Consider the following 24,851-nt stretch of genomic DNA (forward strand, 5'->3'; position numbering starts at 1 on the left):
ATGACACAAATCGCAGATTTGGTCGTAAAATCCTTAAAGGAAAACTTATGGAGTTCAGAAATTTTACCTCCATTAGAATTTTATGACACAAATCGCAGATTTGGTCGTAAAAACTGGAAGTTCTTATGACACAACGCGGCAAGCCGCGGGTGGATTAATCCTACTATATGTAATAAATTTATTTTACTATCGGTGATGCATCGGGATTAAAAGGATTTATTCTTACCGCCAGAGAATAAAGATAAGGATAACGATTCTTCAAGTGTTTCATATAGCTCAGCCATTCACAGATTAACAAACTATATGCTCTTTTCATATCATCGGATATATGCCCATAATCGGTATCAGGTAACTGTTTTAAGTTCTCTCTTTTCTCCAACTCATCGGTTAGGTGAAACACTGCCCAGAGGAGATCTGTAAAAGATTCATGCTCCAGCAGGTTGGGATTTTCCAAGAGTCTTAATAAAAATCCTCTTTTTTTCACAAGAAAAGCGCGTAACGGCTCCAAATCACTTCTGCGGCTGTCAATTTTAAAATCACATTTTTTGAGCAGCTTCACGGCATCGGCAAAATCTTTATCCGACCAATCGTTGGTTACAATAAGTTTTTTTCTGATCTTATCAAAAGAGAGATCAAACCTAAAAAAATGACTTAAAAGCTCTGTGCCCACCTCATCACAAAAGGCTCCAGTGAGCATATTCAACTTTTCCAGCAGATCTTTCTTTTTAATAGTACTAAGCAGTTGATTTATAACAATTGTAATCAGCAACACAGAAATTGGAAGAAAAGCAAGCTGTGCTACTAAAAGCCTTGAAATAAAACGAGGTTCTCTAAAAATTGCATAATGAATGATATACAAAATCACCGATACTACAATTAAAAATAAGCCTAAGTAAATTCTCCATTTCCGCTTCATATTCTATTTTCACCTGTCGCAGATTTTAAATTTTTTTTCGTAGTTCCAATTATACGCCAATAACAATCCATACTCCCTCCCATAAAAATTTAAAGACTCTTATGACGATTTATTTTTTCACCCATAGCCCATGGATGTTGCACATTTCTCTTGCCAGCACTTCTCTGCCTTCCGGCACTTCAAACACAGCTTCAGGGGCATCGCCTGGACTTAGATACTTTCTGTGAACCACTCCATCCACAACAATTTCTATCCACTCAATATAATGTTTCTCCTCCATAGGGTGTAAGGCATTTTCTCCAATTCTAACTATGTATTTATCGTCCTCTCTTTTTATAAATGGAACATGTTTCTCCGTAGATGTATCTGCAGTATTTTCCTCGAGAAGTTTCATAGGCCGACCACAACAAGCAAGTTCTCCCACTCCCTCATGCAGCATCTCAACAATATTGCCGCATATTTCACATTTATATACCTGCATTCTCTCTGTCATTTTACACCTTCTTACTTTATTTTTTTGTGGCACAACCACCAGTCATAGCATTCAAATTCTCCTTTTTTCGCCCTTTCAAATCTTTCTTGTGCAGTTTTCACATCAGTGGCAGGTGGTATTATTACATGGTCTTTTAATATTTCATTATTTGGCCAGTTTGCAGGCATTGCCACACCTTCTTTGTCTGCTATCTGTAATGCTTCTACCATCCTCAGAAACTCGTCCATATTTCTCCCTAATTCCTGCGGATAGTATAGAATTGCCCTTATTGAACCTCTGGGGTCAACGATGAATACGGCTCTTACAGTATTTGTGCCCTTTTTAGGATGTATGATACCAAGAATTTCGGCAACCCTCCCTGTATCTGCAATTATTGGAAATTGGATTTCTACATTCATATTATCTTTTATCCATTCTTCCCACTTGATATGAGAAAATACCTGATCCACACTTAGTCCAATTAATTCACAATCTAACGCCTTAAATTTGTCATATCGTTGTTGAAAAGCAACAAACTCCGTAGTGCACACCGGTGTAAAATCTGCAGGATGAGAAAACAGGATAAACCATTTACCCTTAAAATCGTCCGGCAACTTAATCTTGCCATGCGTGGTTTGCACCTCTATCTCTGGAAATTTATCTCCCAGTAACGGCATTCTTTCTTCCATTTCTATATCTCCCATACTTTTACTAAATTTCTATACAGCTTCCCTACACCCATGAATGTTACAATAAGCAAGTGCACAGAAAGCCTTCGATTTCTTTACACCTATAACTCTATTCACACAATACAATATGGTGCTCTATTTTTTCTTTTCCCTTTATCTCCTCCTTTCTTCTAAATCTTCTAATATAGCCTCAAGGTCCTCCTCGTGCTCTACCTCATCCTCAAGAATCTCTTCTGCCATGCGATAGGTAACAGTATCTTTATCTTTGGTAAAAGCCAGTAGTTCATTGTATGCTTCAATTGCACACTGTTCACCCTTTATGTTTTGCTTGAGTAGATTTTCTACATGAGGATCTTCTGGTGCATCATAACCGCAATTGGTCATTTTATACCAATCCTCTGGTTTCAGAATGGGTACACCGCCAAGCTGGATTATCCTATCGGCAAGCATACCGGCATGCCTCAGCTCATCCCCTGCGTGTTCCTCAAGTTCTGCAACTACCTGTCCCCTCATATTACCTCTTGCCACTTTTGCTCCTACCCAATACTGATAATGAGCCAACCATTCATCCGCAAATGCTTTGTTGAGTAACTCTATGAGTTTATCCGCATCCAAACCCACAATTTCTCTTCCTTTTGTTCCCATTTTTTACCTCCTATATTTTAAATACTTCTCTTTCTTTAAACTCTTCCTGCTTTCCCTCATTCCACTGACTTACAGGACGCAAGTATCCTACGCTTCTGGAAAATATCTCGCACGGCGTGCCTTTCACCTCTCTTAGTTTTTCTTCCAATTTCCTAATTTTCTTCAGAATTTCCTCTTCACTCATCTTACCTCCTTCTTTTCTCCTTAACATTGCTTTGCTCTTATCCATCGCTTTAAATGATGTTGTACTCTTTATGTTTGTTTAAGATTTTATCCGCCAGTCTGTCCAATGCCTTGAAATCCTCTTCTTTCGGAATCCCCTTTACAACAACAGGATCAATCATCTCTACCTTTAAATTCGGGATCATTCCTGCAATTTGTTCTACCATTTTGCCACCCCAGCCATAGGAACCAATAACTGATGCAAATTTCAACTTGGGCCTTAGGATGTTGGCAAGATAAGCCGCATAAGCAACATTTGGATGCGGGCCAACTAAAACTGTAGGCGAGCCAAGAACAATAGTAGCGGCATCGACAAGAGCCATCGCCAATTTTCCAATATCAGACTTGATTAGATCGAACTGTTTTACCGCTATACCCCTACGAATTAATGCATTTACTAAGTAATGCACCATTTTTCTCGTGCTTCCATGCATTGATACATAAGGAATAACCACTTCATTCTTTGGCTCATCAGAAATCCAATCCTTATATGCATCCAAAATAAATTTTGGGTTGTTGTAAATTGGACCATGGCTTGGTGCGATTGTTTCTATCTCCAGATTTTTTATCTTATCCAAATTCTTCTTAATGATTGTCCTGAAGGGCATCATTATTTCTGCATAATATCTCTTGGCCGCCTCATAAACCATTGCCTCATTCATTACAAACAAGTCGCTTGTAGCAAGATGGGAACCAAGAAAATCACAGGTAAAGAGCACTTTTTCTTCCTTTAGGTATGTGAACATCGTTTCCGGCCAGTGCACCCAGGGTGCATGAACAAACTGCAGTGTCTTGTATCCCAATGATAAGGTATCACCATCCTTCACTGTTATAAACTTGTCCTCGGGTATTTGAAGCAGATCCATAAGCATAACCTTACATTTTGGCGTGCAAACAACACTGGCATTGGGATATATATCAAGTATCTGCGGCAATGATCCAGAATGGTCCTGCTCGGCGTGATTGGCAATAACATAATCTACATCTTTGACTTCAAGCTGATTGAGATTTGTCTTCAGCTCCTCCGTCATAGTTGGGTCTACCGTATCTATTAATGCTATTTTTTCACTGCCTCTTACCAAATAGGCATTATAGCTTGTTCCATCGGGAAGTGGCACAAGTTCATCAAATAATCTTCTATCCCAATCAACTGCCCCAACAGAGTAAACATTTGGTTTCAATTGCCTTGCAATACTCATTTTAGCCTCCTTTTCTAATGTATCTTAGCCTTTAATCTCAGATCCCCTGCTATCTTTTTGATTTCAGCCAGATCTTTGGTCATCATTGCCCAGCCATACCAATAGGCATAATCTGGATTTGCATGAAAAACTCCCTGATATGTCCTCATTCTGTGTTTCATATACATCTGAAAAAGTACCTGATCAATATGAGAAGCCTGCTTGAGATTGCCCCCACCTGTGCGCATGTAATACCAAAAATCTGGATAGGCAAAGGCATAATTATCAGGTTTTTTCAAGATCCCATCTTTATAAAGAGAAGCTACAACATTTATGGCTTCTGCCATTAAGTGGTCTGCTTTTTTAATCATCTGATCACCTTTTTCAAGTTCTATTCTGGCATAGTTTTCAGAATGGCATTTACTGCAGGTTTTTATCATTTTTTTTCGTTCAGCTTTCCAGTCCTCTTCAGTGATACGGGCCATATCAGCTGCTTTTAGTATTTTCAGTCTCGCAATAGGTTTTCCAGTTTTAGGATTTAAGACACCAAGGGCCTTGAGGATTGTTGTCTGGTCTTCCGCCCATTGTTTATCCTTAGGGAGGGGAAGTCTTACCCCAAAAAAACCCCATGCAGTTTTGTTGGTATGGATTCCGTTAGGTAAATGACAATCCTGGCAGGTAGGAGCAGGGGCATCTTTGGGAAGCCTCCCTGCTTCCCTTGCAAACCAACGCGCACCATGTTTGGAACTACTCCACATTTCCCACTGTGGATGGTCGTAGCCCATATGGCATGTCTGGCAGGCATGTGGGTCCTGCGCCTCTTTTTTGGAAAATGTATGCCGTGTATGACATTCATCACAAGAATTGACCCGATATGTATAGCCTTTTTCACTTAATTCCTTTTTCTGAACCTCCAACTTTACTCCCATATTGTGGCATCCACCGCATCCTTTGCCCCCTTCCATCAATTCATCAGGTTCTATAGTGGTTACAGGCAGGGCATTAAGAGCAGTCCAACCTAAATTATGCTTACCTTTTACAAACTCATTAAATTGTTTTTGGTGGCATTTAGCACAGATATACTCATCTGGTAATTGTGCTAAATTTGCATCTTTAGAACTATTGTGTTTTGTGCCATGACAGACAGAGCAAGCAATACCCATCTCGCCATGTTTACTCACCTGCCAATCTTTAACCAGCAAAGGTGTTAATGCACGGTGACACTTGATACAGGCATCTTCTGCTAAAGCAATATCTGCCACGAATAATAGCATCATAATGGAAGCGAAAAAAAGTATAAAAAATTTCTCCATGACTATTCTCTTTTCTTATCAATCCACCTTTTCAAAATCATCCTTACTAACACCGCATACAGGGCATACCCAATCCTCTGGAATATCCTCAAATGGTGTTCCTGGTTTAATTCCACCATCTATGTCTCCTTTTTCCGGGTCATAAATGTAGCCACAGACTGTGCATCTATACTTATCCATCTTTTCCTCCTTTTTATAAATTGTTCCTACTTTGGGATTTTTCTCTCCAAATTTTTCCATCAACTCCTTCATCACCTCCTCTCTGGATAAACCTTTTTCCTCCAATTTTTTAATCAACTGGTAAGCGGCAAATAATGGTGAAGGACCTATCTCTGATGCAAATGTACCTATTCCCTGATTCCATGCGAATAGAGAGAAAAGCTCATCCAGTTCCGCAACTGTCAAATCTATTGCATAAGCCTTTATCATCTCACGAACTGCCTGGCGATAACGTCCCGCGCCAACTGCATTAGCAAGAGACAGCAAATATCTGGTCTTCTGGTCTATGGCAGGATTTTCTCTTTCCCAGATGAACTTCCAGAAATTTACCACTATATTGGCAAGTTCATCATCTATATTCTTGAAATTTAGAATAGCCGTAGGCTTTAGAGGAACATCCATTCCTGCAGGAGTAGCTGACTCTTTTTTCTCTTTTCTGTAAAAATATACCCTATACTCATTATCTGTCTTTTTCTGCGTTGAGTATTCAAATCCCAAATCTGTTAGAGCAGAATACAAGGGTATAGGTTCGAAACTCTGAATTACACACATACCATCTCCAACGACCATTTTTTTTGCCTTATTGAGAATCATGGGCAAAAAATTACCCCTTAGTTTTCTCACATCTATTACTTCAAACGATTCCTTTTTGCTTTCCCATTTTTTCATTAGCTTTTTTCTCCTTCAAGCACTCAGAACAGATACCAATAATATAAGGCTTAACTTCTTCAATTCTATGCCCATCTATCATTTTCTTTCCCACAAGAGGACATCCTTCAACATCAATATCATAAATACAACCGCACCTACGACAAAGAAAATGATGATGAGGTTTGGTTTCATAGTCAAAGTGAGATTTTCCCTTTTCTATAGTTATCTCTCTGATAATATTGTGATTTTTAAAAAGTTGCAAAGTGTTGTAAACTGTAGCTTCTGAAATTGTAGAGAATCTTTTCTTCAAACCTTGATAGATTTCTTCTACTGTTGGATGAGTGGCATTTTCATAAAGATATTCTAAAACTGCATAACGCTGTATAGTCAATACAACACCTTTCTTTTTAAGCAAATCTACCTTTTCTTTCAAATTCATGAAAATAAATATAACATTAGAATTATTCTAAGTCAAGAATAAAAACAAATTTTTACTCATTCTAAATTTCAAGATTTGAAACACGCAAAATATTTTATATAATGAAAAAATGAAACGATTACTGTTTTTAGGTTTAATTGTTTTGATTCTATTTTGTGGAGTTAAAGTTATGGCTGGGGAAATTAAACTCAATAGTTCGGCTTTTAAAAAAGGGGAAATGATACCAAAGAAATATACCTGCGATGGTAAAGATATCTCTCCTCCTCTTTCCTGGGAAGATATTCCAGAAGAAGCAAATACTTTGGCTATTGTCTGCGATGACCCGGATGCCCCGATGGGTATATGGGTTCATTGGGTAATATTCAATATTCCGCCTACGGAAAGAGGACTTCCAGAGAATATTCCTCCTGAGAAGATACTCAAAAATGGTGCAATACAGGGGAAGACTGATTTTGGCAGAATTGGTTATGGGGGTCCCTGTCCTCCGGGTGGAATACACAGATACTTCTTCAAAATCTATGCATTGGATAAAAAAATTCCTCTTAAACCTGGAGCTACAAAGAAAGAATTGCTAAAGGCTATGGAAGAACACATCCTAGCAGAAGGAAAACTTATAGGAAAATATGGGAGGTAAATATACAATTTTTATTATTCTTTCTTTACAACACCTGATGAAAAACTATAATATACTATGAACTCACATACTTTCTTTTACTGAATAGTGATATAAAGAAAATGCAACCAAAGAATGGAGGTAAATATGTTATTTGAATATACCCAAAAAGCTTTGCAAAAGGCAGAATATAAAAAATTAGATGATGGAACCTGGTTTGCTGAAATTCCAGGTTTTGAAGGAGTTTGGGCTAATGGCAGCACAATAGAAAAATGCAGAAAAGAACTTCTGGAAGTTTTGGAAGAATGGTTAATTTTAAAACTAAGAGACAATGACCCAATTCCAGAGGTTGAAGGTGTAAACTTAAAGATGGAAGAAATAGCAGTTGCCTAATGCCTTATATTATTTCAAGGCGAGAATTGGTTAGAAAATTCAAATCCCTGGGATACTCTGGACCTTTTTCTGGCAGAAAACATCAATTTATGATAAAAGGAAAAAAGAAGATTCGCATCCCAAACCCTCACGGAAAAGGAGATATTCAGGTGAGCTTAGTTAAAGAAATACTCAGGCAAGCAGGCATAAGTAATGAGAAATGGGATAAAGCTTAGAAATATAAAGAAAAGTTAGTGAAATTTTTTTGAATAAGTTCAGAAACATATTAGACAAATAGAAAATGCAAACATACAGTTTTTATTACTTCTTTCCTTGTTGCCTTATGTAAATTACAACATAACATATTGCTTTTTACTATCAAGTGATATATTATACGAAGGTTCTGAAGGAAAAATGTCGGAGGAGAAATGAAGAAAGGTATACATCCAAAATATGAATTAACCACTATCAGATGCAGTTGCGGAAATGAAGTAAAGATAAAATCCACTGTGCCAAATTTGCGAGTGGAAATCTGCTCTCATTGTCATCCCTTATTCACTGGTAAGGAAAAAATTCTTGATGCCACAGGAAGAGTAGAAAAGTTTAAAAGAAAATACAAGAAGGCACTGGAAGCACAAGCTGCAAAGTAATACTATTTTTTACCTTTTTCCCATATGAAGAGAAATGTGGCTATCGTAAACAAGATGAAACCTATTATAATTATATATAGTCCAGGGTCGTAGCTAACATTGAGAACGGTTTTGTACTCAATGTAAACGCTTTTAAAGGTTATATCTCCTACGTTTTCTCCTGTTCTCATCCAACCCGATATATGTTCTCCCGTTTTTCTTATCAAATATAGATGAACAATATACTTATTTCCCATCCTTTCTATCTTGTCTATATACAGCATTAAATTCCCTGTATTTATCAGTCTATTTAAAGGTAATTTAATTTTCTCTCCACTTATCTCAAATACAGCGTAACTAAACCTTTTATCCACATCGTATGCCTCCTGATATATCCATAAACCCTTATATTTCAACGGATGATTTACCGACAGTGAGAATTTTTTTTCGTCAATTGTTCCTTCTGTAATATAGCTTTTGGGCATTCCCTGGGGATAAAACTCCACATAAAATTTATTACAATGAATACTAAAAGGGAGGTGGATAATCTTACCATTATATGAAGTAATGATGTTTGAGTTATCCCCTCTTCCCAGGATCATCATGCCCCTGAATCCCAGAAAACCGGTAATGAAAGCCCCTATGATGATTACCATTATCGATATATGAATCATATAATCCCCTGCGTTCTTCATTCGCAGTTTTTTCCATCTGGAAAGCGAGCAAGCCAAAACATTCAAAGAAAGCAATGCAAGAAGAGCAATGAAAACGGGATGATGATAGATGAATGAGAATTTTTCCCATGTTCCCAGGGCAGACAAGACAATTATAGGAGGAAGCAAAATAAAAAGGAGGGTGAAAGACTTGAAAATTTTCAAAAACCAATGCATCATCGGAGATATCTTTTATCTCTATTGATTGAGAAAAAACTTGAATTTTGAAGCATCATTTACACTGGGTATATTTTTTCTCATCTGTCTTATGTTTTTCTTGTCTATCTCCGCAAATATCATGCCTTCTTTATCATCCAATAAAGATATTACATTCCCCCAGGGATCATAGACAACACTATGCCCTGCCATATTCCACTTGCCCGTTTTTCCACAAGCATTTACGCCCATTACATACATCTCATTCTCTATTGCTCTGGCCCTGGTTAATGAAAGCCAGTGTTCTAATCTTATATCTGGCCACTCTGTGGGTATAATTCCCAACTCTGCTCCATCTAACGTTGCTTTTCTCATAATCTCAGGAAACCTCAGCTCATAGCATATAGCGGTAGCAATATTCCATCCCTTAAAAGAAAAGATGTTTTTCTGATTTTTATCTCCTCTTAAGAAATGCGTATCTTCTCCCATCGGCTGAAATAAGTACATCTTACTGTATTCACCACTTATATTACCATTTTCATCTATAAGATATAATGTATTATACACTCCATTTTTTTTGTCATCCCAGGTAAGAAAAGTAGACAAAAAAGACATACCAAATTTTTGACACCACCCTCTCACCAAATCTATGAAGTAGTCACTTCTCTTCGCATGGTTCTGTAAATTCTTATAGTCAAAACCTGTATACCACAGCTCCGGCAAAACAGCCAGATCTGCTTTATTTTCCATCCCCGTTAAAATTTTTTCCACAACCATTATGTTTTTTTCCGCATTACCCAGGGAAATATTAAACTGAACACCGCAGATCTTTAACCTACCTGTAGATAACATAGACTTTTCTCCCATTTTTTCTTTAATATATACATTAATTCTTCGCTGATAGGGTAGTTGTATTTTGTCATTATCTCTACATCCTTCTTCGCCTGTTTCAGTATTATACTATCTCTTATCAAATCCGTATGAACGAGATTGAGAATACCATGCTGCCTTACTCCCAATATATCACCCGCTCCCCTTAAATGAAAATCTATCTCCGCCAATTTAAATCCGTCATCAATCGAACACAGATAACTTATTCTTCTGCGAGCCAATAAAGATGCATTATCACCAGGAATAAAATAGCTATAAGACTGATGCTTGCTTCTTCTTACTCTACCCCTCAATTGGTGAAGCTGTGCTAATCCAAATTTCTCTGCATTTTCTACAATAATAGTAGTTGCATTCTCCACATCTACACCTACTTCAATCACCGTTGTGGAGATAAGCACATCAATTTCACCCTTTCTAAATAGACCGCTGACCTTCATCTTTTCATCACTGTTCATACTGCCGTGAAGCAATCCCAATCTTATATTTTCAAAATATGTCTCCTTTAGTTTTTTGTACATTTCCTCTGCCGCATCCACATTGGGAACATTTTCCGATTCACTAATCAAAGGATAAACCACATAGGCTTGTCTGCCTTTTTTTACCTCTTCCAGGACAAATCCGTAAGCCTCTTTTCTCCGTTTTTTGGTCAGCATATAACTTTTTACACTCTTTCTTCCCGGTGGAAGTTCATCTATGATAGAGATATCCATATCCCCATATAGAGCTAAGCACAGTGTTCGGGGTATGGGAGTGGCGGAAAGAATCAGTGTATGAGGAGCAATGCCCTTCTTCATCAATTTATTTCTCTGCTCAACGCCAAATTTATGCTGCTCGTCTATTATTGTCAGAGCCATATCTTTGAAGCTTACCCCTTCTTGAAATAAAGTATGAGTGCCGATGAGAACATTTATCTTTCCTTGAGAAAGCAGAGATGATATCTCTTCTCTCTTTCTTTTCGGCGTAGAGCCCACCAATATCTCACAATTTACATTACAGGAAGAAAAAAACGGCAAAAGTTTTTCATAATGTTGTGCGGCAAGCACCTCTGTGGGCACCATAAAAGAGACTTGATAACCCTTCTTTGCCACACAGGCCGCAGCTATAGCCACCACAGCTGTTTTTCCACTGCCTACATCGCCCTGCAAAAGTCTCATCATAGGATAATCTTTTTTTAAGTCAGAAACTATTTCTTTTAATGCTCTTTGCTGGGCATGGGTTAATCTAAAGGGAAGTTTTGATTCCAATATTTGCAGCACTTCATTATTAATATTTATTGTTATTGCCTTTTTCTCTTTATTCTCCTGCTTCATCCTCTGATAGGCTAAGTTTAATAAAAATAGCTCTTCGTACCTTAATCTTTTTTTATAACTTCCAATTTCTGGGGGTGTTTTTGGTAAATGAATATTCCTCAACATCTCACTCAAAAATGGGAATTTCCTCTTTCTTATAATAAAATAGGGCAGATAATCAAAGAATGGTGGGGCTTTAGAAAAGGTATCTTTAATAGCCTTAGATATTCTCTTTGATTCTAATCCTCCAATTACAGGATATGTAATATCTATTCTTTTTTTGAACTCTTTTGCTATCAGAGGATGATGCATTTCCCAGAATATACCAAAATGCGAAACCTTCCCAGAAACAACCACCTCATCACCTACCTTTATTGAATACAGAATTTTTCTCAAAAAAGGTGTAATGTTAAACCACTTGCAGGATAAAAGACCGGTGCCATCGTCTATTTTGAGAAAAAAATATATCCTTCTATTTTCTCTCACTAAAACCTTGCCTCTTACAGCATGAGTTCCCTCATCCAATTGTTCTATAGGGGTGAGATGGAGATAAAAATTGTATTTGGTAGGAATGACATTTAAAACATCATAGACCGTCTCTATGCGATTCTTACTCAATTTATCTAATGTTGCTTTCCTTATCCCTTCTATTTCAGTCAAAGGAGTAAATACCCATTTTACATAGTCTGAGGTATGTAAAATTTCTGTTTCCCTCTTCATCAAAGCAGATACATCTTTCCTTCTTGAGTATTTAAATATTGAACCTTCTATATATGGAAGCATATTGATATTGCTATGCGAGGAATCTCGACTTCGACCAACCAATTTCAATTTTCTCTCTTATGACTTACCGTTTGTTAAGAACTATTTTAAACCCCTTTCTATATAAGCATAGGCATTGTGGTTGTGTATACTCTCAAAGTTCTCCACTTCTACGCTATACCAGAAAATTCTGTTGTCCTTATCCAGCACTTGAGTGACATTTCTTGCAATGTCTTCTACAAAATAGGGATGATCGTAAGCATACTCTGTGACAAATTTTTCGTCCTCTCTCTTTAAAAGGGGATAAACAGGCGAGCTACCACTTTTCTCTCCTATTTCAATAAGTTCTTCCAGCCACACCAATTCATTGAATCTTACCTTAATTGTCACCATACCTCTCTGATTGTGCGCACCTCTTAAACTAATCTCTTTAGAACAAGGACACACACTGGAAATAGGTACCTGGACAAAAACAGTTATGTTATCTTTTTTTCCGCTGAATGCTTCTATGCCACATTTATAACAAGCAAGGGATTTTGCTTTCGTAACTGGCGCTTCTTTTTCTAAAAAATAAGGAAATCTTATCTCTACATACGATTCTTCAGCATCAAGCCTCTCTTTCATCTCGTGAAGAATGAATCTCACCTTTTTTATATCTACTGCGTATCTATTTTCATTCAGAATTTCCATAAACCTGCTCATGTGTGTTCCTTTGAATTGACTTGACAAAAGCACATACATATTGATGTCTGCTATAGTAGATTGAAATTTCCTTTTTCTATCCAATACAGTAATGGGATACTTTACATCCTTTACTCCCACTTTATCTATTCGTATATTCCTCTTGTCCTCTCGAGATTGAACATCCGCAAGCATTATTGTTAAAATAGCATCTTTTAGAAAATAATCAATCTAATCCATTTTCTTTCCTACAGCGTGAGCAAGAACTCTAAGTTCATCCATCAAGCCGCAAAATTCTTCAATTGGTAGCTGCTGTGCCACATCAGATAAAGCTATCTCCGGCTTATAATGAACTTCAATAATGAGTCCGTCCGCTCCTGCCGCTACAGCCGCTTTTGCTAATGCCGGCACATAGGCTTTCTTTCCTGCTGCATGTGAAGGATCTACGATCACCGGCAGATGCGTCTCCTTTTTTAAGACAGGTATTGCGCTGATGTCCAATGTGAATCTGGTAGCAGTCTCAAATGTTCTCATTCCTCTTTCACATAGAATTACCTGTGAATTCCCACCGGCAAGAATATATTCTGCACTCATGAGAAGATCTGTAATTGTGCATGCCATCCCCCGTTTAAGTAGTACAGGTTTGTCCACCTGCCCCACAAGCTTCAAAAGCACGAAATTTTGCACATTTCTCGCTCCAATTTGTAAAACATCAGCATACTCTAAAACAATATCCAGATCCTTCGGATTGAGCACCTCTGTTACTATTGGTAAGCCTGTTTCTTCTTTTGCCATCTTCAACAATTCCAATCCTTTTTTACCTAAACCTTGGAACGAATAAGGTGAAGTGCGGGGTTTAAATGCACCTCCTCTTAAAAGTTTTCCTCCACATTTCCTTACTCCCCTTGCCGTTTCTATCATTTGCTCTTCATTTTCCACTGCACAGGGACCGGCAATTACGGTAAAGCTTCCATCCCCAAATTTCGCACCATCCACTTCCACTATTGTGTTTTCTTTTCCTTCTTTACTTGCCAGCTTATACGGTTTTGATATAAGATGAACAGTTTCTACCCCTTTTTCAGAAGAAAATGCAGCCAGCAGGTCATTCTTGGCAAGTGTTTCACCTATAATACCGATAATTACCTTTTCCTTGCCTACGCTTATATGGGCTTTGAATCCCATTCGTTCGATCTTCTCCCTTATTCTGTCTACATCTTCTTGCGTTGAGTCTCTCTTCATTATTATGATCATTTTACACCTCCATAAATAAAAAAAACCGCCTGGCAAGCTCTAAAGGAGCCTACCAGGCGGCTAAAAAATGCCTACACAGGTAAACTCCCGCCCCAAAAATAAAAATAATACCAATAAGTATGAGAAAACGAACAAACAACTTTCATCTTAATTCCCCGCAACCCAAGATAACATGAGAAATATAAAAATTCAAGCAATTTTTACAAACTGTGTGTTTATTATTTAAAAATGTCACACGATCTTACTAAATAAAAAAGTGTGACACTTGATTTAGTAATGACAGCAAGTTTTACTCTCTTGCTTGCAAACATCAAATGATGACGGCTTAATTAAATACCTGCTTATTTGGCAATAAAAAATATATGAATATAGTTATGTTTACAAAAATAGGTGTAATAGCCAAACCGGAAGTAGAAGATATCAATAAATTGTTACAGAAATTAAAACAATACTTCTACAAAAAAGGGAAGACAGTATTCTTAGAAGAAAAGGTAGCGGAATTTATCGGAGAAAAAGGACTAAAAAGAGAAGAATTTATAAACTATATTGATCTGCTTATTGTCTTAGGTGGTGATGGGACAATGCTCTCTGCTGTGAGAACGATAAATGAATCCGGCAGAAATATACCCATTCTCGGTGTAAACTTAGGAAGAATAGGCTTCCTTACAGAAGTGCCCTTAAACATGCTCTTTCAAACACTGAATAACATTGAAAACAATCAATTTGGTATTGAATCACGTATGATGATCGATGCGTATATTTATCGCAGCGGAAAAGAGATAAAGAAATTTAGCGTCTTAAATGATGTTGTGATAAACAAAACCGCCCTTGCTCGACTGATTAGTGTAAGGGCTTCCGCTAAAGACAAGGATGGCTCTAAAAAATTTTTAACCACATTTCATGCTGATGGTTTAATCGTATCTACTCCCACCGGTTCCACTGCCTATTCACTCGCCGCCGGTGGACCAATTATATATCCTTTATTAGATTCATTTATCATCACACCTATTTGTCCTCATACATTATCTAATAGGTCTCTCGTTTTGCCCGATTACTTTTCTATATACCTTGAACTGAGTGAATACAATCCTGATACAATACTTACACTGGATGGACAGTTTGGATTTGACTTAGAAGAAGAAGATTATATTCTACTCAAGAAATCGGAAAAGCGAATAAGGTTCATTACCCATCCTCAAAAAAACTACTTCAATGTTTTGCGAACGAAATTAGGATGGGAAGAAAGAAAAACTCGAAAGATAATTAAATAGATTGATTGTCTTTTTTAAGGTAACCTAATTCTATCAATTTTTCATAAACTTTCTTAGTTAGCAGAGTAGCAGCCTTGCCTCCCGCTCCACCATGTTCAATCAATGTTACTACAACTACTTGCGGATTATTCATTGGTGCAAAGGAAGCAAACCATGAATGCGGCATAAATTTTTTATTCGTAAACTTATCTATTGCTACAAGTCTGGATATAACCTGAGATGTACCTGTTTTTCCGCAAATATCCCAACCATTTATCCGTGCTCTTTTACCAGTACCACTATCTCCATTCACGACCAAATACATAGCTTTTCTGACAATATCAAATACTTTCTTATTTTTTCTAATATGCCACCTTATAGTAGTGGGTATCTTTTTATTACCCATTAAAGAAACGATGTAAGGTCTATAAATTATTCCTCCATTAGCTAAGGCTGCATAAGCAACAGCCATCTGCAACGGTGTTACTAATGTGTATCCTTGCCCTATGACTGTAGAGACAGTATCTCCCAAATACCATTTTTCACCTGTTTTTCTCAACTTCCATTCTGGCGAAGGAATAATGCCCTTGTGTTCGCAGTCACATAAACCGCATTTTCTCCCAAAACCAAACTTGTACAGGTAATAATCGATGTTATTTATGCCCATCTGCAGTCCTAAGAGGTAAAAGAAAACATCAGATGACCCTTCTATCGCCTTGTATACACTTATCTCACCAAAACCACCATGCTTCCAGTCACAATATTCACGAATACCTACATTGATGGAATATGGACAATTAACCTCTTCTTTATCATTAATGATTCCTAAATCCAGAGCGGCTGCAGCAATAAACGGCTTCAACACGGAACCTGGAGGATATAATCCTCTTATAGCTTTATTTTCTAAAACTCCTCTGTTGCTTTTGAATATATCGTTCAGTTTACTTTTATTCACAGGTGAAATGAATAAATTTGGATCATATGAAGGTTTGCTAACCATTGCCAATATTTTACCATCTCTTGGGTCAAGCACTACAACCGTTCCCTTGAATTCCTGCATTGCTTGGTAAATATAGTTTTGCAGTTGCCAATTAATGGTGAGTACTATATCCTTACCGCTTATTGGCTTGTCTTCACTTAATACTTTTATTTTTTTGCCCGATGCATCAACCAGAATCTCTCTGTAACCTTTCTTCCCTCGTAGATATTTGTCATATTTCTTCTCCACGGCCATCTTCCCTACAATTTCCCCCGTAGAATAAACACGGTTTTCTTCTTTTGTATGAACTTGCGCTAAATAACCTGTTATATGTGCAAAGGAGAAAGGATAAGGATAATATCTCCGAGGCTTGATGTCAACTGAAACAGAAGACAGCTCTTTCTGATGAGTATACAATCTTAAAATTGTTTCCTGGTCTACATTTTGTGCAATGAGAATCTTAGCTCTTTTAGGTTTGATCAGTGTGAAAAGTTTCCTTGTATCTTTCCCTAAGATTGAAGATAAGAGTTCTATTTCCCTTTTATCAACTCTTTTGCTGTATCTAAAATATACATTGAAAGTAGGTTTATTCCCCGCTACAATCACTCCATCAGCAGTAATTATTTTTCCTCTTACCGGTTCCAGTTTTACAAGCCTTATTACATTTCCGCTTGCCAAACCCTTATAGTATTTGTACTTCACTACCTGGAGATAAAAAAGACGAACAACAACTAAGAAAATCGCAATTATGATTATCAATCGCAGGTAAAAGACCTGTCGAGTGGGTTCGTTGCTAAATTCATCATTCAACATATTCTTTGCCCTTTGAGAGAAGATGGTATAAATGTTCGCTTATAAAAAATAGTATAAATGAGATTAAAAGATAATAAAAAGTAAATGCCTTAAAGATAAAGAGATAAGCAGAAAAAGCTATAGAAAAGAAAACGGATCGAACAACAAAAGAAGCTATTATGTTTTTTAAGTGAAAAAATAATATACAAAACACAGGGAAAATAATAGCGTTATAGCAAAAAGCATTCTCGTTTAAAATATCAATATAAAAACCACAAACAAAAGAAAATAAAAGCGGGAAAAACTTTATGTTTTGTTTTCTCGTAAGAAAAATACTAAAAATAAATAAAAAGAGGGGTAAACTGTAAGATGCTACATTTTCCAAAATAGCTGAAAAGATAACGGCAATTAGTCCTCCTGCCAACCATAAAGCTATCATTCACCTTTAACAACCAACACCAGTCGCTCGCTCAGATTGAAATCGGGTTTTACATAAGCAATCTTATAAAATCCTTTGTTTTCTATTCTTGTTGTCTTTCCCAATACAAAACCAGCCAAGTTGGATACCTCCATCCCCTTTTTCAATGAAGCATCTTCGCTGATATATTTAACACAGCACCTCTTGCCTCCATAAAATACACCGCGGTGTTCTCCCACAAAAGCATCTGTCACGAAATCTTCGTTCCACAATGTAGAAACCAAATATACGCCCTTTTTAAATGAATGTATCCTACCGGCTAACACAAAGTTTTTGGAGACAACCAGATAGTTTTTTGTAATGTCAATATCTACATTTTCTATCGGTTTAATAAGTAAATAGCAAGGGTTCATAAGGCTCTTTCCTAACACTTTACATACAAAAACATGCAGGTCTGCCTCATTGCCCTTTGCCTTCATATGCAGCGCCTGCCTCAAGTATGAATTGGCTGTCCTATAAGCATAATTCTCTATCGTTAATCGTGCTATCTGTTTTTCCATTTGTTCTACATTATTTTCAAGTTTCACCAATAAAATGTATTTTTTAATCCAGTCATTCAAACTATTTTTCGCTCTTACAGCAACAATCTCAACGGGAAAAGTAGTAAAGATCACAGCATCTTCTATATAACTAAAGGCATTTATGTACCTTTTCATTCCCGATAAGCATGCAACGATAAATACAATAATAACTAAATTTTTAAGCCAACGCAATTTCCTTTAATAAATCCATATTCTCTAAAACTTTACCTGCCCCTTTAACCACCGCTTCCAATGGATCTTCCCCTATAACAATAGGCAATAATGTTTCTTGCTGAAACAACTTATCTATACCTTTAATGAGAGCACCTCCGCCTATTACTACAATCCCTTTATCTACAATGTCGGATGCCAACTCAGGAGGTGTTTTTTCCAAAACATCTTTTACGGCAGACACAATTTCCATAAGGCATTCATGAAGTGCTTCTCTCAATTCAGCAACAGTTATTTTCACAGATGTTGGAATACCGGAAACGAGATCTATCCCTTTTACTTCAATTTCCTCATCATCCATGTCTGTGGGATATGCCGAACCCCATTTTATTTTTACTTGTTCAGCAGCGTTTTCGCCTATAAAAATATTGTATTTCCTTTTAATATAATTTACAATCGCCGCATCCATTTTGACTCCGCCCGACCTTATGGACTGACTGCATACAATGCCACCTAGTGAGATCACAGCTACTTCTGTTGTTCCTCCGCCTATATCTATAATCATATTACCCATTGCCTCCTGTATGGGAAGACCCACACCAATGGCGGAAGCCATTGGTTCTTCTATTAGATAAACTTCCCTTGCTCCTGCACTTCTTGCTGAATCTCTTACCGCTCTTTCTTCCACTTGAGTAATGCCATGAGGAACGGCAATGACTACCCGCGGCTTTAGAAGAAAACCCTTGTTTCTCGCTTTCTTTATAAAATAGCGAAGCATTTTCTCTGTAATTTCAAAATCTGCAATTACACCATCCTTCATTGGTTTTACAGCTTCTATCATAGATGGTGTCCTGCCTACCATCTTCTTCGCTTCCTTACCCACTGCCAAAACCTTTTTTCCTCCCTTACCGTCATTTTTCACGGCGACGACGGATGGTTCATTAATAACAATTCCTTTATCCTTTACACAAACCAATGTGTTCGCTGTTCCTAAATCTACAGCAATGTCATTAGAAAACCTCATAATTTTACACTCCCTTCTGTATTTCTTGCACCTACAGGATTACCTTTAATAATCCTCTGAATAGAAATTACATCTTTCAATTTTCTTAGGTTTCCTGTAAGTTTTTCCAACTTGTCTTTACTATTTATATCTAAAATAAAGGAAACTATCGCTTTTGTTTCCGTATCCATATTTTTCATATGAACGTCTCTTATGTTTATTCCATGTGAAGAAATCATGTCAGCTACCCGTGAAAGTATACCTACCTTGTTTACTACTAACATACTGATTCTTACGGGGTAAACTTGCTTTTCTTCAGGTACCCATTCTACTTCCACCAATCTATCGTTATCATAACCTAAATTTCTTATACTATAACAATCTACTCTATGCACGGTTATTCCTCTTCCTTTGGTGATAAACCCTATAATTTCATCACCAGGGAGAGGATTACAACATTTAGCAATTCCTACCATTATCTCGTCCACACCTTTAACCCTTATAGCACAATTTTTCTTTTCTTTGACAGCTATTTTTTTTCTTTTTTTCGGAAGAGGGACAAATTTGCCCACCACAGTGAGAGGATTCAACTTACCAAAGCCTATTTTTACAAACAATTCCTCTGTCTCTTTACAGTTAAAATAAGTACATATTGTCTCTAAATCTTTGGCATGGAGAAAATTTTGCATAGAACTGCTATTTTTTCTTAATTCTTGAGAAAGGATGCCTTTGCCTATTTCCATCGCTTCTTCTTTTTCTTCTTTTCTTATCCATTGTCTTATGTGGCTTTTTGCTTTGGAACTTTGCACATAGGAAAGCCAGTCCTTACTGGGATATTTATGCGCCGATGTCATCACCTCCACAATGTCACCACTCTTAAGTTTATATTTCAAAGGTACTATCTTTCCATTTACTTTCGCCCCTATACATCTGTTGCCTATCTCTGTATGCACACTATAGGCAAAATCTATTGGCGTAGCATCTTCTGGGAGCACTTTTAAATCCCCTTTTGGAGTAAATATGTAAACTTCATTCTCAAATAAATCTATTTTTAAATTATCTAAGAAATCGCGAGAGTTTTTTAGATTTTTTTGTGATTCAAAAATATATCTCAACCAGGCAAAAGCTTTATCTCCCTCACTAAGTTTTCCTCCTTCCTTGTATCTCCAGTGAGCAGCTATGCCTTCTTCGGCAACTTTATCCATTTCGTGCGTTCTTACTTGAACTTCTATTACCCGGTTTAAAGGACCAAACACGGTCGTATGTAAAGATTGATAGAAATTAGGCTTAGGCAAAGCGATATAATCCTTAAAATGTCCGGGAATAGGTTTATAAAATTTATGTATAACACCTAAAACTGAATAACAGTCATTTTCACTTTGCGTAATAATCCTAATCGCCATCAAGTCATATATATCTTCAAAACTCAACTGCTTCTGTATTATCTTGTTATAAATACTATATACATTTTTTGCTCTGCCTTTTACTTCACAATTTATTCCAGTTTTAGATAGTTTTTCTTTTATTTCTTGCTCTACATATCTTATATATTTTACTCTTTTGTCCTTTGTCTCTTTAAGTTGATATGCAACATCCCTATAACCTCTGGGATCTATATATTGCAGACTCAGATCTTCCAATTCTGATCTCATCCATCCTATACCTAAACGATGAGCAATGGGTGCATATATCTCCAATGTTTCTTTGGATATTCTGTTTCTTTTTGCCTCCGGTAAATATGATAATGTTCTCATGTTATGCAGGCGGTCGGCAAGCTTTATTAAAATAACTCTTATATCCTTAGCCATAGCAACAATCATCTTGCGGAAATTCTTCGCTTGCTTCTCCTCGCTGCTTTTATAGGAAAGTTTTCCAATCTTCGTTATGCCATCAACCAGAAAAGCAATCTCTTTTCCAAATCTCTTTTCCAAATCAGAAATGGTAGCGGATGTATCCTCTACAACATCGTGAAGAAAAGCGGCGGCAATTGTTGCTTTATCCAGGTGCATTTGAGAAGTAATTCTTGCCACCTCTATCGGATGAAAAATATAATCTTCTCCTGATTCCCTTAACTGTCCTTGATGCCGCTCTTTTGCCCAGTTAAATGCATCATCTAATAATTTGCCTGCTTCGCTGTCATAACTTATTACAGTTTCTTTTAATTCATTATATAACTTAATTGCATTTTTATTCTCTGTATCTAACATCCCATAAACCCTCAGCGCACTCCTTTAGGGCAACAATAGAATTTTTATGTGTATTACTGTCCTTAAGAACCAAAGGCCTGTCCCCTCGTGCAAGACATCTTTCCCTTAAGGAAGCAACCTTCACCAATAAGTATCTACTCTTTATATGTTTCAGGGCTTGATGAACAATTTCCTCAATTTTCTCAGCCATTTCCCACCTCTCCTTTTAATTGTATTATTAATTTATTTACCTTTTCTCGTAAATCAACAGCTGAAACAGTTATTTTTTGTCTCTCTGCAATCACAATACATTTGAAATCATTGGTTGCCTGCTCTATAGAGTCATTAATTATGAAATAATCAAAAAAAAATAGTTTCTCTAACTCATTTAGGGCATTTTTTAATCGTAACATCTTATCCTTTTTATATGTTTCGTTTAATCGTCTCATCCACTCTTTAAAGGACGGAGGAAAAAGAAAGATTAAAATTGCATGAGGAAACTCTTTTTTAATACTTCTCGCACCTTGCACATCTATAGGAAGCACTACATCATATCCATCTTTTAAAACCCCCTGAAGCGCTTTTTTACTCGTTCCGTATAGATTTCCATGAACTTCCGCCCATTCCACAAACATCTTTTTTCCTATTCCCTCACGGAATTTTTCTGGCGAGGTGAAATAATAATCCACACCTTCTACCTCCTCTTTCCTTTTTTCCCTCGTGGTATGAGTAATTACTCGTCTTACTGTATCTATTTTTCCTTCCATTGCTTTACACAATGTAGTTTTTCCTACACCCGTAGGTGCAGAAATGATAAAAATCAATCTTTCACGCATTTTTTTCCAATCTTTCTCTAATGGTATTTATGGTGATGGCAGAAAGAATAACATGACCTGAATCCATAATAATTACAGAACGTGTCTTTCTCCCCTGCGTAATGTCAATAAGCATACCCTTGTTCCTTGATTCTTCTTTCATTCGTCTTATTGGTACGGAATTAGGACTAATAACAGCAATAATCCGCTCTGTAAAAACTATATTCCCAAAACCTACACTTATCACCATGTCTATATACCTAAATATATTTCATACAGCTATTCTAATTTAAAACGCTTGCCCAGATACAGCTCTTGTACCTCTTGATCGCCTGCTAATTCGTGGGCAGTTCCCTCTCGAATTATACTGCCCTCATAAAGTATATATGACATATCGGTAATGTCCAGCGTTTCTCTTACATTATGGTCTGTAATCACAACCCCAATATTTTTTTCCTTTAACTTCAGAATCATACCTCTCAATTCCTCTATCACGATGGGGTCTATGCCTGTAAATGGCTCATCCAAAAGAATAATTTTCGGATTTAAGGCTAAGGCTCTAGCTACTTCTATCCTTCTTCTTTCTCCTCCTGAAACAACATATGCTTTATTTTTTCTGATGTGCTTAATCCTGAATTCCTCCAAGAGTTTTTCTAACATAATACTTCTCGCTTTTTTATCTTTATACACGAGTTCTAATATTGCATAAATATTCTCTTCCACTGTAAGGCCACGAAAAACAGAACTCTCTTGCGGCAAATAGACAATGCCCAGATGTGCTCTCTTATGTACGGGGAAATGGGTAACATCTTTCCCGTTAAAGCTTATCTTTCCATCATCGGGAGGGATTAAGCCAGCAATCATATAAAAAGTGGTCGTTTTGCCTGCTCCGTTTGGCCCCAAAAGTCCTACAATTTCACCCATTTTTACCTTCAAATTCACTCTTTTAACGACAGTTCTGGAACCATATCTCTTCGTTAAACCTTCCACCTCAAGCATGGATTAACAATATATCAACACCTTTTATTTTTCAATCAAAACATTCAACTTGCTATAAGCACAAATTTGCATTAGATTTAAATTAATAAGAAGTAAAGGAGGAATAATATGGAAAGAAAAGAAATTAAAGCGGTAGAGTTATGGAGACAACTGGCCACAATGTTAAGTGAAATTAGTAGAGGAAACTATGAACAAGCAATAAGTAATGGAAAGGAACTGATGAAGCTTTCCTTAGGTTCACCTGCCTTTAAATTAGGAAAAGCTGAGACACTACGCTGTATAGGAAAGGCATATTTTATGTTAGATAAACATGATGAAGCCGTTGATTATCTCACCCGGTCATTAGAAATATCTGAAGCGGCAGGCTTAGAAGAAGAAACATTGTATGTCCTTATTATGCTGGGAAATGTTTATATTAAAAAGGGAGACAATAGCAAAGCGTTGGATTATTTTAATGAATCAGTGAAATTAGCCAAAAAGATAGAAAACAATGGAATGGAAGCAATTGCCTTAAACAATATTGCTAACATTTATTGCCGCATAGATAAATGCAGAGAAGCATTAGAGTATTCTAAGGATGCATTGTCTTTATTCTTAAAGAGTAGAACATCTAGCCCTATGGATAAAGCGGAAGCTTACTTTACCAATGCTCTTATCTTAGAGAAGTTGAAAAACATGAATCCCGCAATAAGCAGCTGTAGGTTATCATTTGAACTATACAAAGAAGCTGGAAATGAAGAAAAAGCCGTTGAAGTTTTGATAAAATTAGGAGATATGTATTATTCATTAGGTGATAATAAAAATGCAATGGAATGCTGGGAACAAAGTGTGGATATGTGTGAGAGAAGCGGATTGACAAACGAAGCGGTAAACATCTTAGGCAAAATACACGAGAAAAAGAAAGAGACCTCTTTATAGCGTGTAATTTTTATTATATTAATAGATTATATCTTGCAACTGCCTGGGGTAGTTGCAAATAAATTATAGATTTGTCGCTTTTTGTATTTTTCCTGTCATAGGAACAAAGAAGCAGCCTCTTATCTCTTCTTCGGTAATTTCCCCTTTTATTTTCTTAAAAACAGTGAGAACTTGCATCTGATCTGTCTCTCCCATGGGTGCTACTATTCTTCCCCCATCTTTCAATTGTTCTTTTAGAAAATTAGAGAGATATGGAATTGCACAGGTTATTATAATTCCATTAAATGGGGCTTTTTCTGCCCAACCAAAATATCCATCTCCGCATTTTACACTGACATTTTCATATCCTAATCTACTCAACCTTTCTGCTACTATTTTTGCCAGAGATGGAATTATCTCTATGGCATAAACTTCTTTTGCCAAAAGAGATAAAATGGCTGCTTGATAACCAGAGCCTGTCCCTATTTCCAAAACTTTTTCATCACCTTTCAGTCTCAATAATTCTGTCATTACAGCTACCATGTAGGGTTGAGATATGGTTTGACCATCTCCTATAGGTAAAGGATAATCACCATAAGCATCTATTTTATACCGATGAGGAACAAATAAATGTCGTTCCACTTTCTTGAAAGCATCTA

General features: G+C 36.8%; 30 protein-coding genes and 1 pseudogene. 6 read left to right on the top strand and 25 right to left on the bottom strand.

The features are described 5' to 3' along the window. Positions 1 to 178 precede the first annotated feature (178 nt). From J7J10_00055 to J7J10_00100, 10 genes and pseudogenes are all read right to left on the bottom strand, one after another. Positions 179 to 916 carry a hypothetical protein gene (locus J7J10_00055; GenBank protein MCD6129338.1) on the bottom strand — a complete coding sequence of 246 codons (738 nt, stop codon included), beginning with the start codon at positions 914 to 916 and terminating at the stop codon, positions 179 to 181. Positions 917 to 1,025: 109 nt separating this feature from the next. Then, positions 1,026 to 1,409 carry a desulfoferrodoxin gene (locus tag J7J10_00060; protein ID MCD6129339.1) on the bottom strand — a complete coding sequence of 128 codons (384 nt, stop codon included), beginning with the start codon at positions 1,407 to 1,409 and terminating at the stop codon, positions 1,026 to 1,028. Positions 1,410 to 1,420: 11 nt separating this feature from the next. After that, positions 1,421 to 2,077 carry a peroxiredoxin gene (locus tag J7J10_00065; protein MCD6129340.1) on the bottom strand — a complete coding sequence of 219 codons (657 nt, stop codon included), beginning with the start codon at positions 2,075 to 2,077 and terminating at the stop codon, positions 1,421 to 1,423. A 153-nt stretch (positions 2,078 to 2,230) separates the two neighbouring features. After that, positions 2,231 to 2,722, bottom strand: coding sequence for a ferritin-like domain-containing protein (locus tag J7J10_00070; protein MCD6129341.1), 492 nt, complete (start codon positions 2,720 to 2,722; stop codon positions 2,231 to 2,233). A gap of 10 nt (positions 2,723 to 2,732) precedes the next feature. After that, positions 2,733 to 2,906 carry a hypothetical protein gene (locus tag J7J10_00075; GenBank protein ID MCD6129342.1) on the bottom strand — a complete coding sequence of 58 codons (174 nt, stop codon included), beginning with the start codon at positions 2,904 to 2,906 and terminating at the stop codon, positions 2,733 to 2,735. A 49-nt stretch (positions 2,907 to 2,955) separates the two neighbouring features. Beyond that, positions 2,956 to 4,143 carry an FprA family A-type flavoprotein gene (locus tag J7J10_00080; GenBank protein ID MCD6129343.1) on the bottom strand — a complete coding sequence of 396 codons (1,188 nt, stop codon included), beginning with the start codon at positions 4,141 to 4,143 and terminating at the stop codon, positions 2,956 to 2,958. Positions 4,144 to 4,157: 14 nt separating this feature from the next. Further along, positions 4,158 to 5,435 (bottom strand): cytochrome C, encoded by a 1,278-nt coding sequence (locus J7J10_00085; protein ID MCD6129344.1) that lies wholly within the window; start codon positions 5,433 to 5,435, stop codon positions 4,158 to 4,160. An 18-nt stretch (positions 5,436 to 5,453) separates the two neighbouring features. Next, positions 5,454 to 5,615 carry a rubredoxin gene (locus J7J10_00090; GenBank protein ID MCD6129345.1) on the bottom strand — a complete coding sequence of 54 codons (162 nt, stop codon included), beginning with the start codon at positions 5,613 to 5,615 and terminating at the stop codon, positions 5,454 to 5,456. A 27-nt stretch (positions 5,616 to 5,642) separates the two neighbouring features. Then, positions 5,643 to 6,323: pseudogene (locus J7J10_00095) on the bottom strand (DUF2249 domain-containing protein). Continuing rightward, a complete protein-coding gene (locus tag J7J10_00100; protein MCD6129346.1) occupies positions 6,289 to 6,744 on the bottom strand; it encodes a transcriptional repressor in 456 nt (151 codons plus the stop codon). Before J7J10_00100 ends, J7J10_00095 begins: the two are co-directional and overlap by 35 nt. Before the next feature lie 109 nt (positions 6,745 to 6,853). Here J7J10_00100 and J7J10_00105 point away from each other — a divergent pair, with 109 nt between their 5' ends. The 4 genes from J7J10_00105 (at position 6,854) to rpmE (ending at position 8,379) form a co-directional block, all read left to right on the top strand. Beyond that, positions 6,854 to 7,378 carry a YbhB/YbcL family Raf kinase inhibitor-like protein gene (locus tag J7J10_00105; protein ID MCD6129347.1) on the top strand — a complete coding sequence of 175 codons (525 nt, stop codon included), beginning with the start codon at positions 6,854 to 6,856 and terminating at the stop codon, positions 7,376 to 7,378. 126 nt (positions 7,379 to 7,504) lie between these two features. After that, positions 7,505 to 7,750: a type II toxin-antitoxin system HicB family antitoxin gene (locus J7J10_00110; protein ID MCD6129348.1), complete on the top strand. Its 246-nt coding sequence runs from the start codon at positions 7,505 to 7,507 to the stop codon at positions 7,748 to 7,750. Then, positions 7,750 to 7,965 (top strand): type II toxin-antitoxin system HicA family toxin, encoded by a 216-nt coding sequence (locus tag J7J10_00115; protein ID MCD6129349.1) that lies wholly within the window; start codon positions 7,750 to 7,752, stop codon positions 7,963 to 7,965. The genes J7J10_00110 and J7J10_00115 overlap by 1 nt, the downstream gene beginning before the upstream one ends. A 192-nt stretch (positions 7,966 to 8,157) precedes the next feature. Next, positions 8,158 to 8,379 (top strand): 50S ribosomal protein L31, encoded by a 222-nt coding sequence (gene rpmE, locus J7J10_00120; GenBank protein ID MCD6129350.1) that lies wholly within the window; start codon positions 8,158 to 8,160, stop codon positions 8,377 to 8,379. Between the two features lie 2 nt (positions 8,380 to 8,381). On the opposite strand, the gene J7J10_00125 is transcribed toward rpmE, so the two are convergent. From J7J10_00125 to aroF, 5 genes are all read right to left on the bottom strand, one after another. Continuing rightward, positions 8,382 to 9,200 (bottom strand): cytochrome c biogenesis protein ResB, encoded by an 819-nt coding sequence (locus J7J10_00125; protein MCD6129351.1) that lies wholly within the window; start codon positions 9,198 to 9,200, stop codon positions 8,382 to 8,384. A 69-nt stretch (positions 9,201 to 9,269) separates the two neighbouring features. Next, entirely contained in the window at positions 9,270 to 10,079 is an 810-nt protein-coding gene (locus tag J7J10_00130; GenBank protein MCD6129352.1) for a hypothetical protein, read from the bottom strand. Beyond that, positions 10,058 to 12,190, bottom strand: a complete 2,133-nt coding sequence (gene recG / locus J7J10_00135; GenBank protein ID MCD6129353.1) for an ATP-dependent DNA helicase RecG — start codon at positions 12,188 to 12,190, stop codon at positions 10,058 to 10,060. Before recG ends, J7J10_00130 begins: the two co-directional genes overlap by 22 nt. 81 nt (positions 12,191 to 12,271) lie before the next feature. Continuing rightward, entirely contained in the window at positions 12,272 to 13,045 is a 774-nt protein-coding gene (locus J7J10_00140; GenBank protein MCD6129354.1) for a GTP cyclohydrolase I FolE2, read from the bottom strand. Between the two features lie 36 nt (positions 13,046 to 13,081). Beyond that, entirely contained in the window at positions 13,082 to 14,101 is a 1,020-nt protein-coding gene (gene aroF, locus J7J10_00145) for a 3-deoxy-7-phosphoheptulonate synthase (GenBank protein ID MCD6129355.1), read from the bottom strand. A 362-nt stretch (positions 14,102 to 14,463) separates the two neighbouring features. Here aroF and J7J10_00150 point away from each other — a divergent pair, with 362 nt between their 5' ends. Further along, a complete protein-coding gene (locus J7J10_00150) occupies positions 14,464 to 15,372 on the top strand; it encodes an NAD(+)/NADH kinase (GenBank protein MCD6129356.1) in 909 nt (302 codons plus the stop codon). On the opposite strand, the gene mrdA is transcribed toward J7J10_00150, so the two are convergent. The 9 genes from mrdA to lptB are packed head-to-tail and all read right to left on the bottom strand — an operon-like array spanning position 15,365 to position 23,295. Next, the gene (gene mrdA, locus J7J10_00155; GenBank protein MCD6129357.1) at positions 15,365 to 17,143 is read right to left on the bottom strand and encodes a penicillin-binding protein 2; all 1,779 of its coding nucleotides are present in this window, start codon (positions 17,141 to 17,143) and stop codon (positions 15,365 to 15,367) included. The two genes, J7J10_00150 and mrdA, sit on opposite strands and share 8 nt — an antisense overlap. Further along, positions 17,133 to 17,561, bottom strand: coding sequence for a hypothetical protein (locus tag J7J10_00160; protein ID MCD6129358.1), 429 nt, complete (start codon positions 17,559 to 17,561; stop codon positions 17,133 to 17,135). The genes mrdA and J7J10_00160 overlap by 11 nt, the downstream gene beginning before the upstream one ends. Continuing rightward, positions 17,558 to 18,256: a hypothetical protein gene (locus J7J10_00165; protein ID MCD6129359.1), complete on the bottom strand. Its 699-nt coding sequence runs from the start codon at positions 18,254 to 18,256 to the stop codon at positions 17,558 to 17,560. The genes J7J10_00160 and J7J10_00165 overlap by 4 nt, the downstream gene beginning before the upstream one ends. A 43-nt stretch (positions 18,257 to 18,299) precedes the next feature. Further along, on the bottom strand, positions 18,300 to 19,316 hold the full coding sequence (locus tag J7J10_00170; protein ID MCD6129360.1) for a rod shape-determining protein: 1,017 nt from the start codon (positions 19,314 to 19,316) through the stop codon (positions 18,300 to 18,302). After that, positions 19,313 to 21,502, bottom strand: coding sequence for a bifunctional (p)ppGpp synthetase/guanosine-3',5'-bis(diphosphate) 3'-pyrophosphohydrolase (locus J7J10_00175; protein MCD6129361.1), 2,190 nt, complete (start codon positions 21,500 to 21,502; stop codon positions 19,313 to 19,315). Before J7J10_00175 ends, J7J10_00170 begins: the two co-directional genes overlap by 4 nt. Then, entirely contained in the window at positions 21,483 to 21,692 is a 210-nt protein-coding gene (gene rpoZ, locus J7J10_00180; GenBank protein ID MCD6129362.1) for a DNA-directed RNA polymerase subunit omega, read from the bottom strand. Before rpoZ ends, J7J10_00175 begins: the two co-directional genes overlap by 20 nt. After that, positions 21,685 to 22,317: a guanylate kinase gene (gmk, locus tag J7J10_00185; protein MCD6129363.1), complete on the bottom strand. Its 633-nt coding sequence runs from the start codon at positions 22,315 to 22,317 to the stop codon at positions 21,685 to 21,687. Before gmk ends, rpoZ begins: the two co-directional genes overlap by 8 nt. Beyond that, entirely contained in the window at positions 22,310 to 22,546 is a 237-nt protein-coding gene (locus J7J10_00190; protein MCD6129364.1) for a DUF370 domain-containing protein, read from the bottom strand. Before J7J10_00190 ends, gmk begins: the two co-directional genes overlap by 8 nt. A gap of 29 nt (positions 22,547 to 22,575) precedes the next feature. Then, positions 22,576 to 23,295, bottom strand: coding sequence for an LPS export ABC transporter ATP-binding protein (gene lptB, locus J7J10_00195; protein ID MCD6129365.1), 720 nt, complete (start codon positions 23,293 to 23,295; stop codon positions 22,576 to 22,578). 108 nt (positions 23,296 to 23,403) lie between these two features. Between lptB and J7J10_00200 the strand changes: the two genes are divergently transcribed. Beyond that, positions 23,404 to 24,213 (top strand): tetratricopeptide repeat protein, encoded by an 810-nt coding sequence (locus J7J10_00200; protein ID MCD6129366.1) that lies wholly within the window; start codon positions 23,404 to 23,406, stop codon positions 24,211 to 24,213. A 63-nt stretch (positions 24,214 to 24,276) separates the two neighbouring features. On the opposite strand, the gene J7J10_00205 is transcribed toward J7J10_00200, so the two are convergent. Further along, a partial coding sequence (locus J7J10_00205; GenBank protein ID MCD6129367.1) for a protein-L-isoaspartate(D-aspartate) O-methyltransferase occupies positions 24,277 to 24,851 on the bottom strand: 575 nt, incomplete at its 5' end.

It is taken from the genome of Deltaproteobacteria bacterium (assembly GCA_021159305.1).
Classification (GTDB): domain Bacteria; phylum Campylobacterota_A; class Desulfurellia; order JAGGSF01; family JAGGSF01; genus JAGGSF01.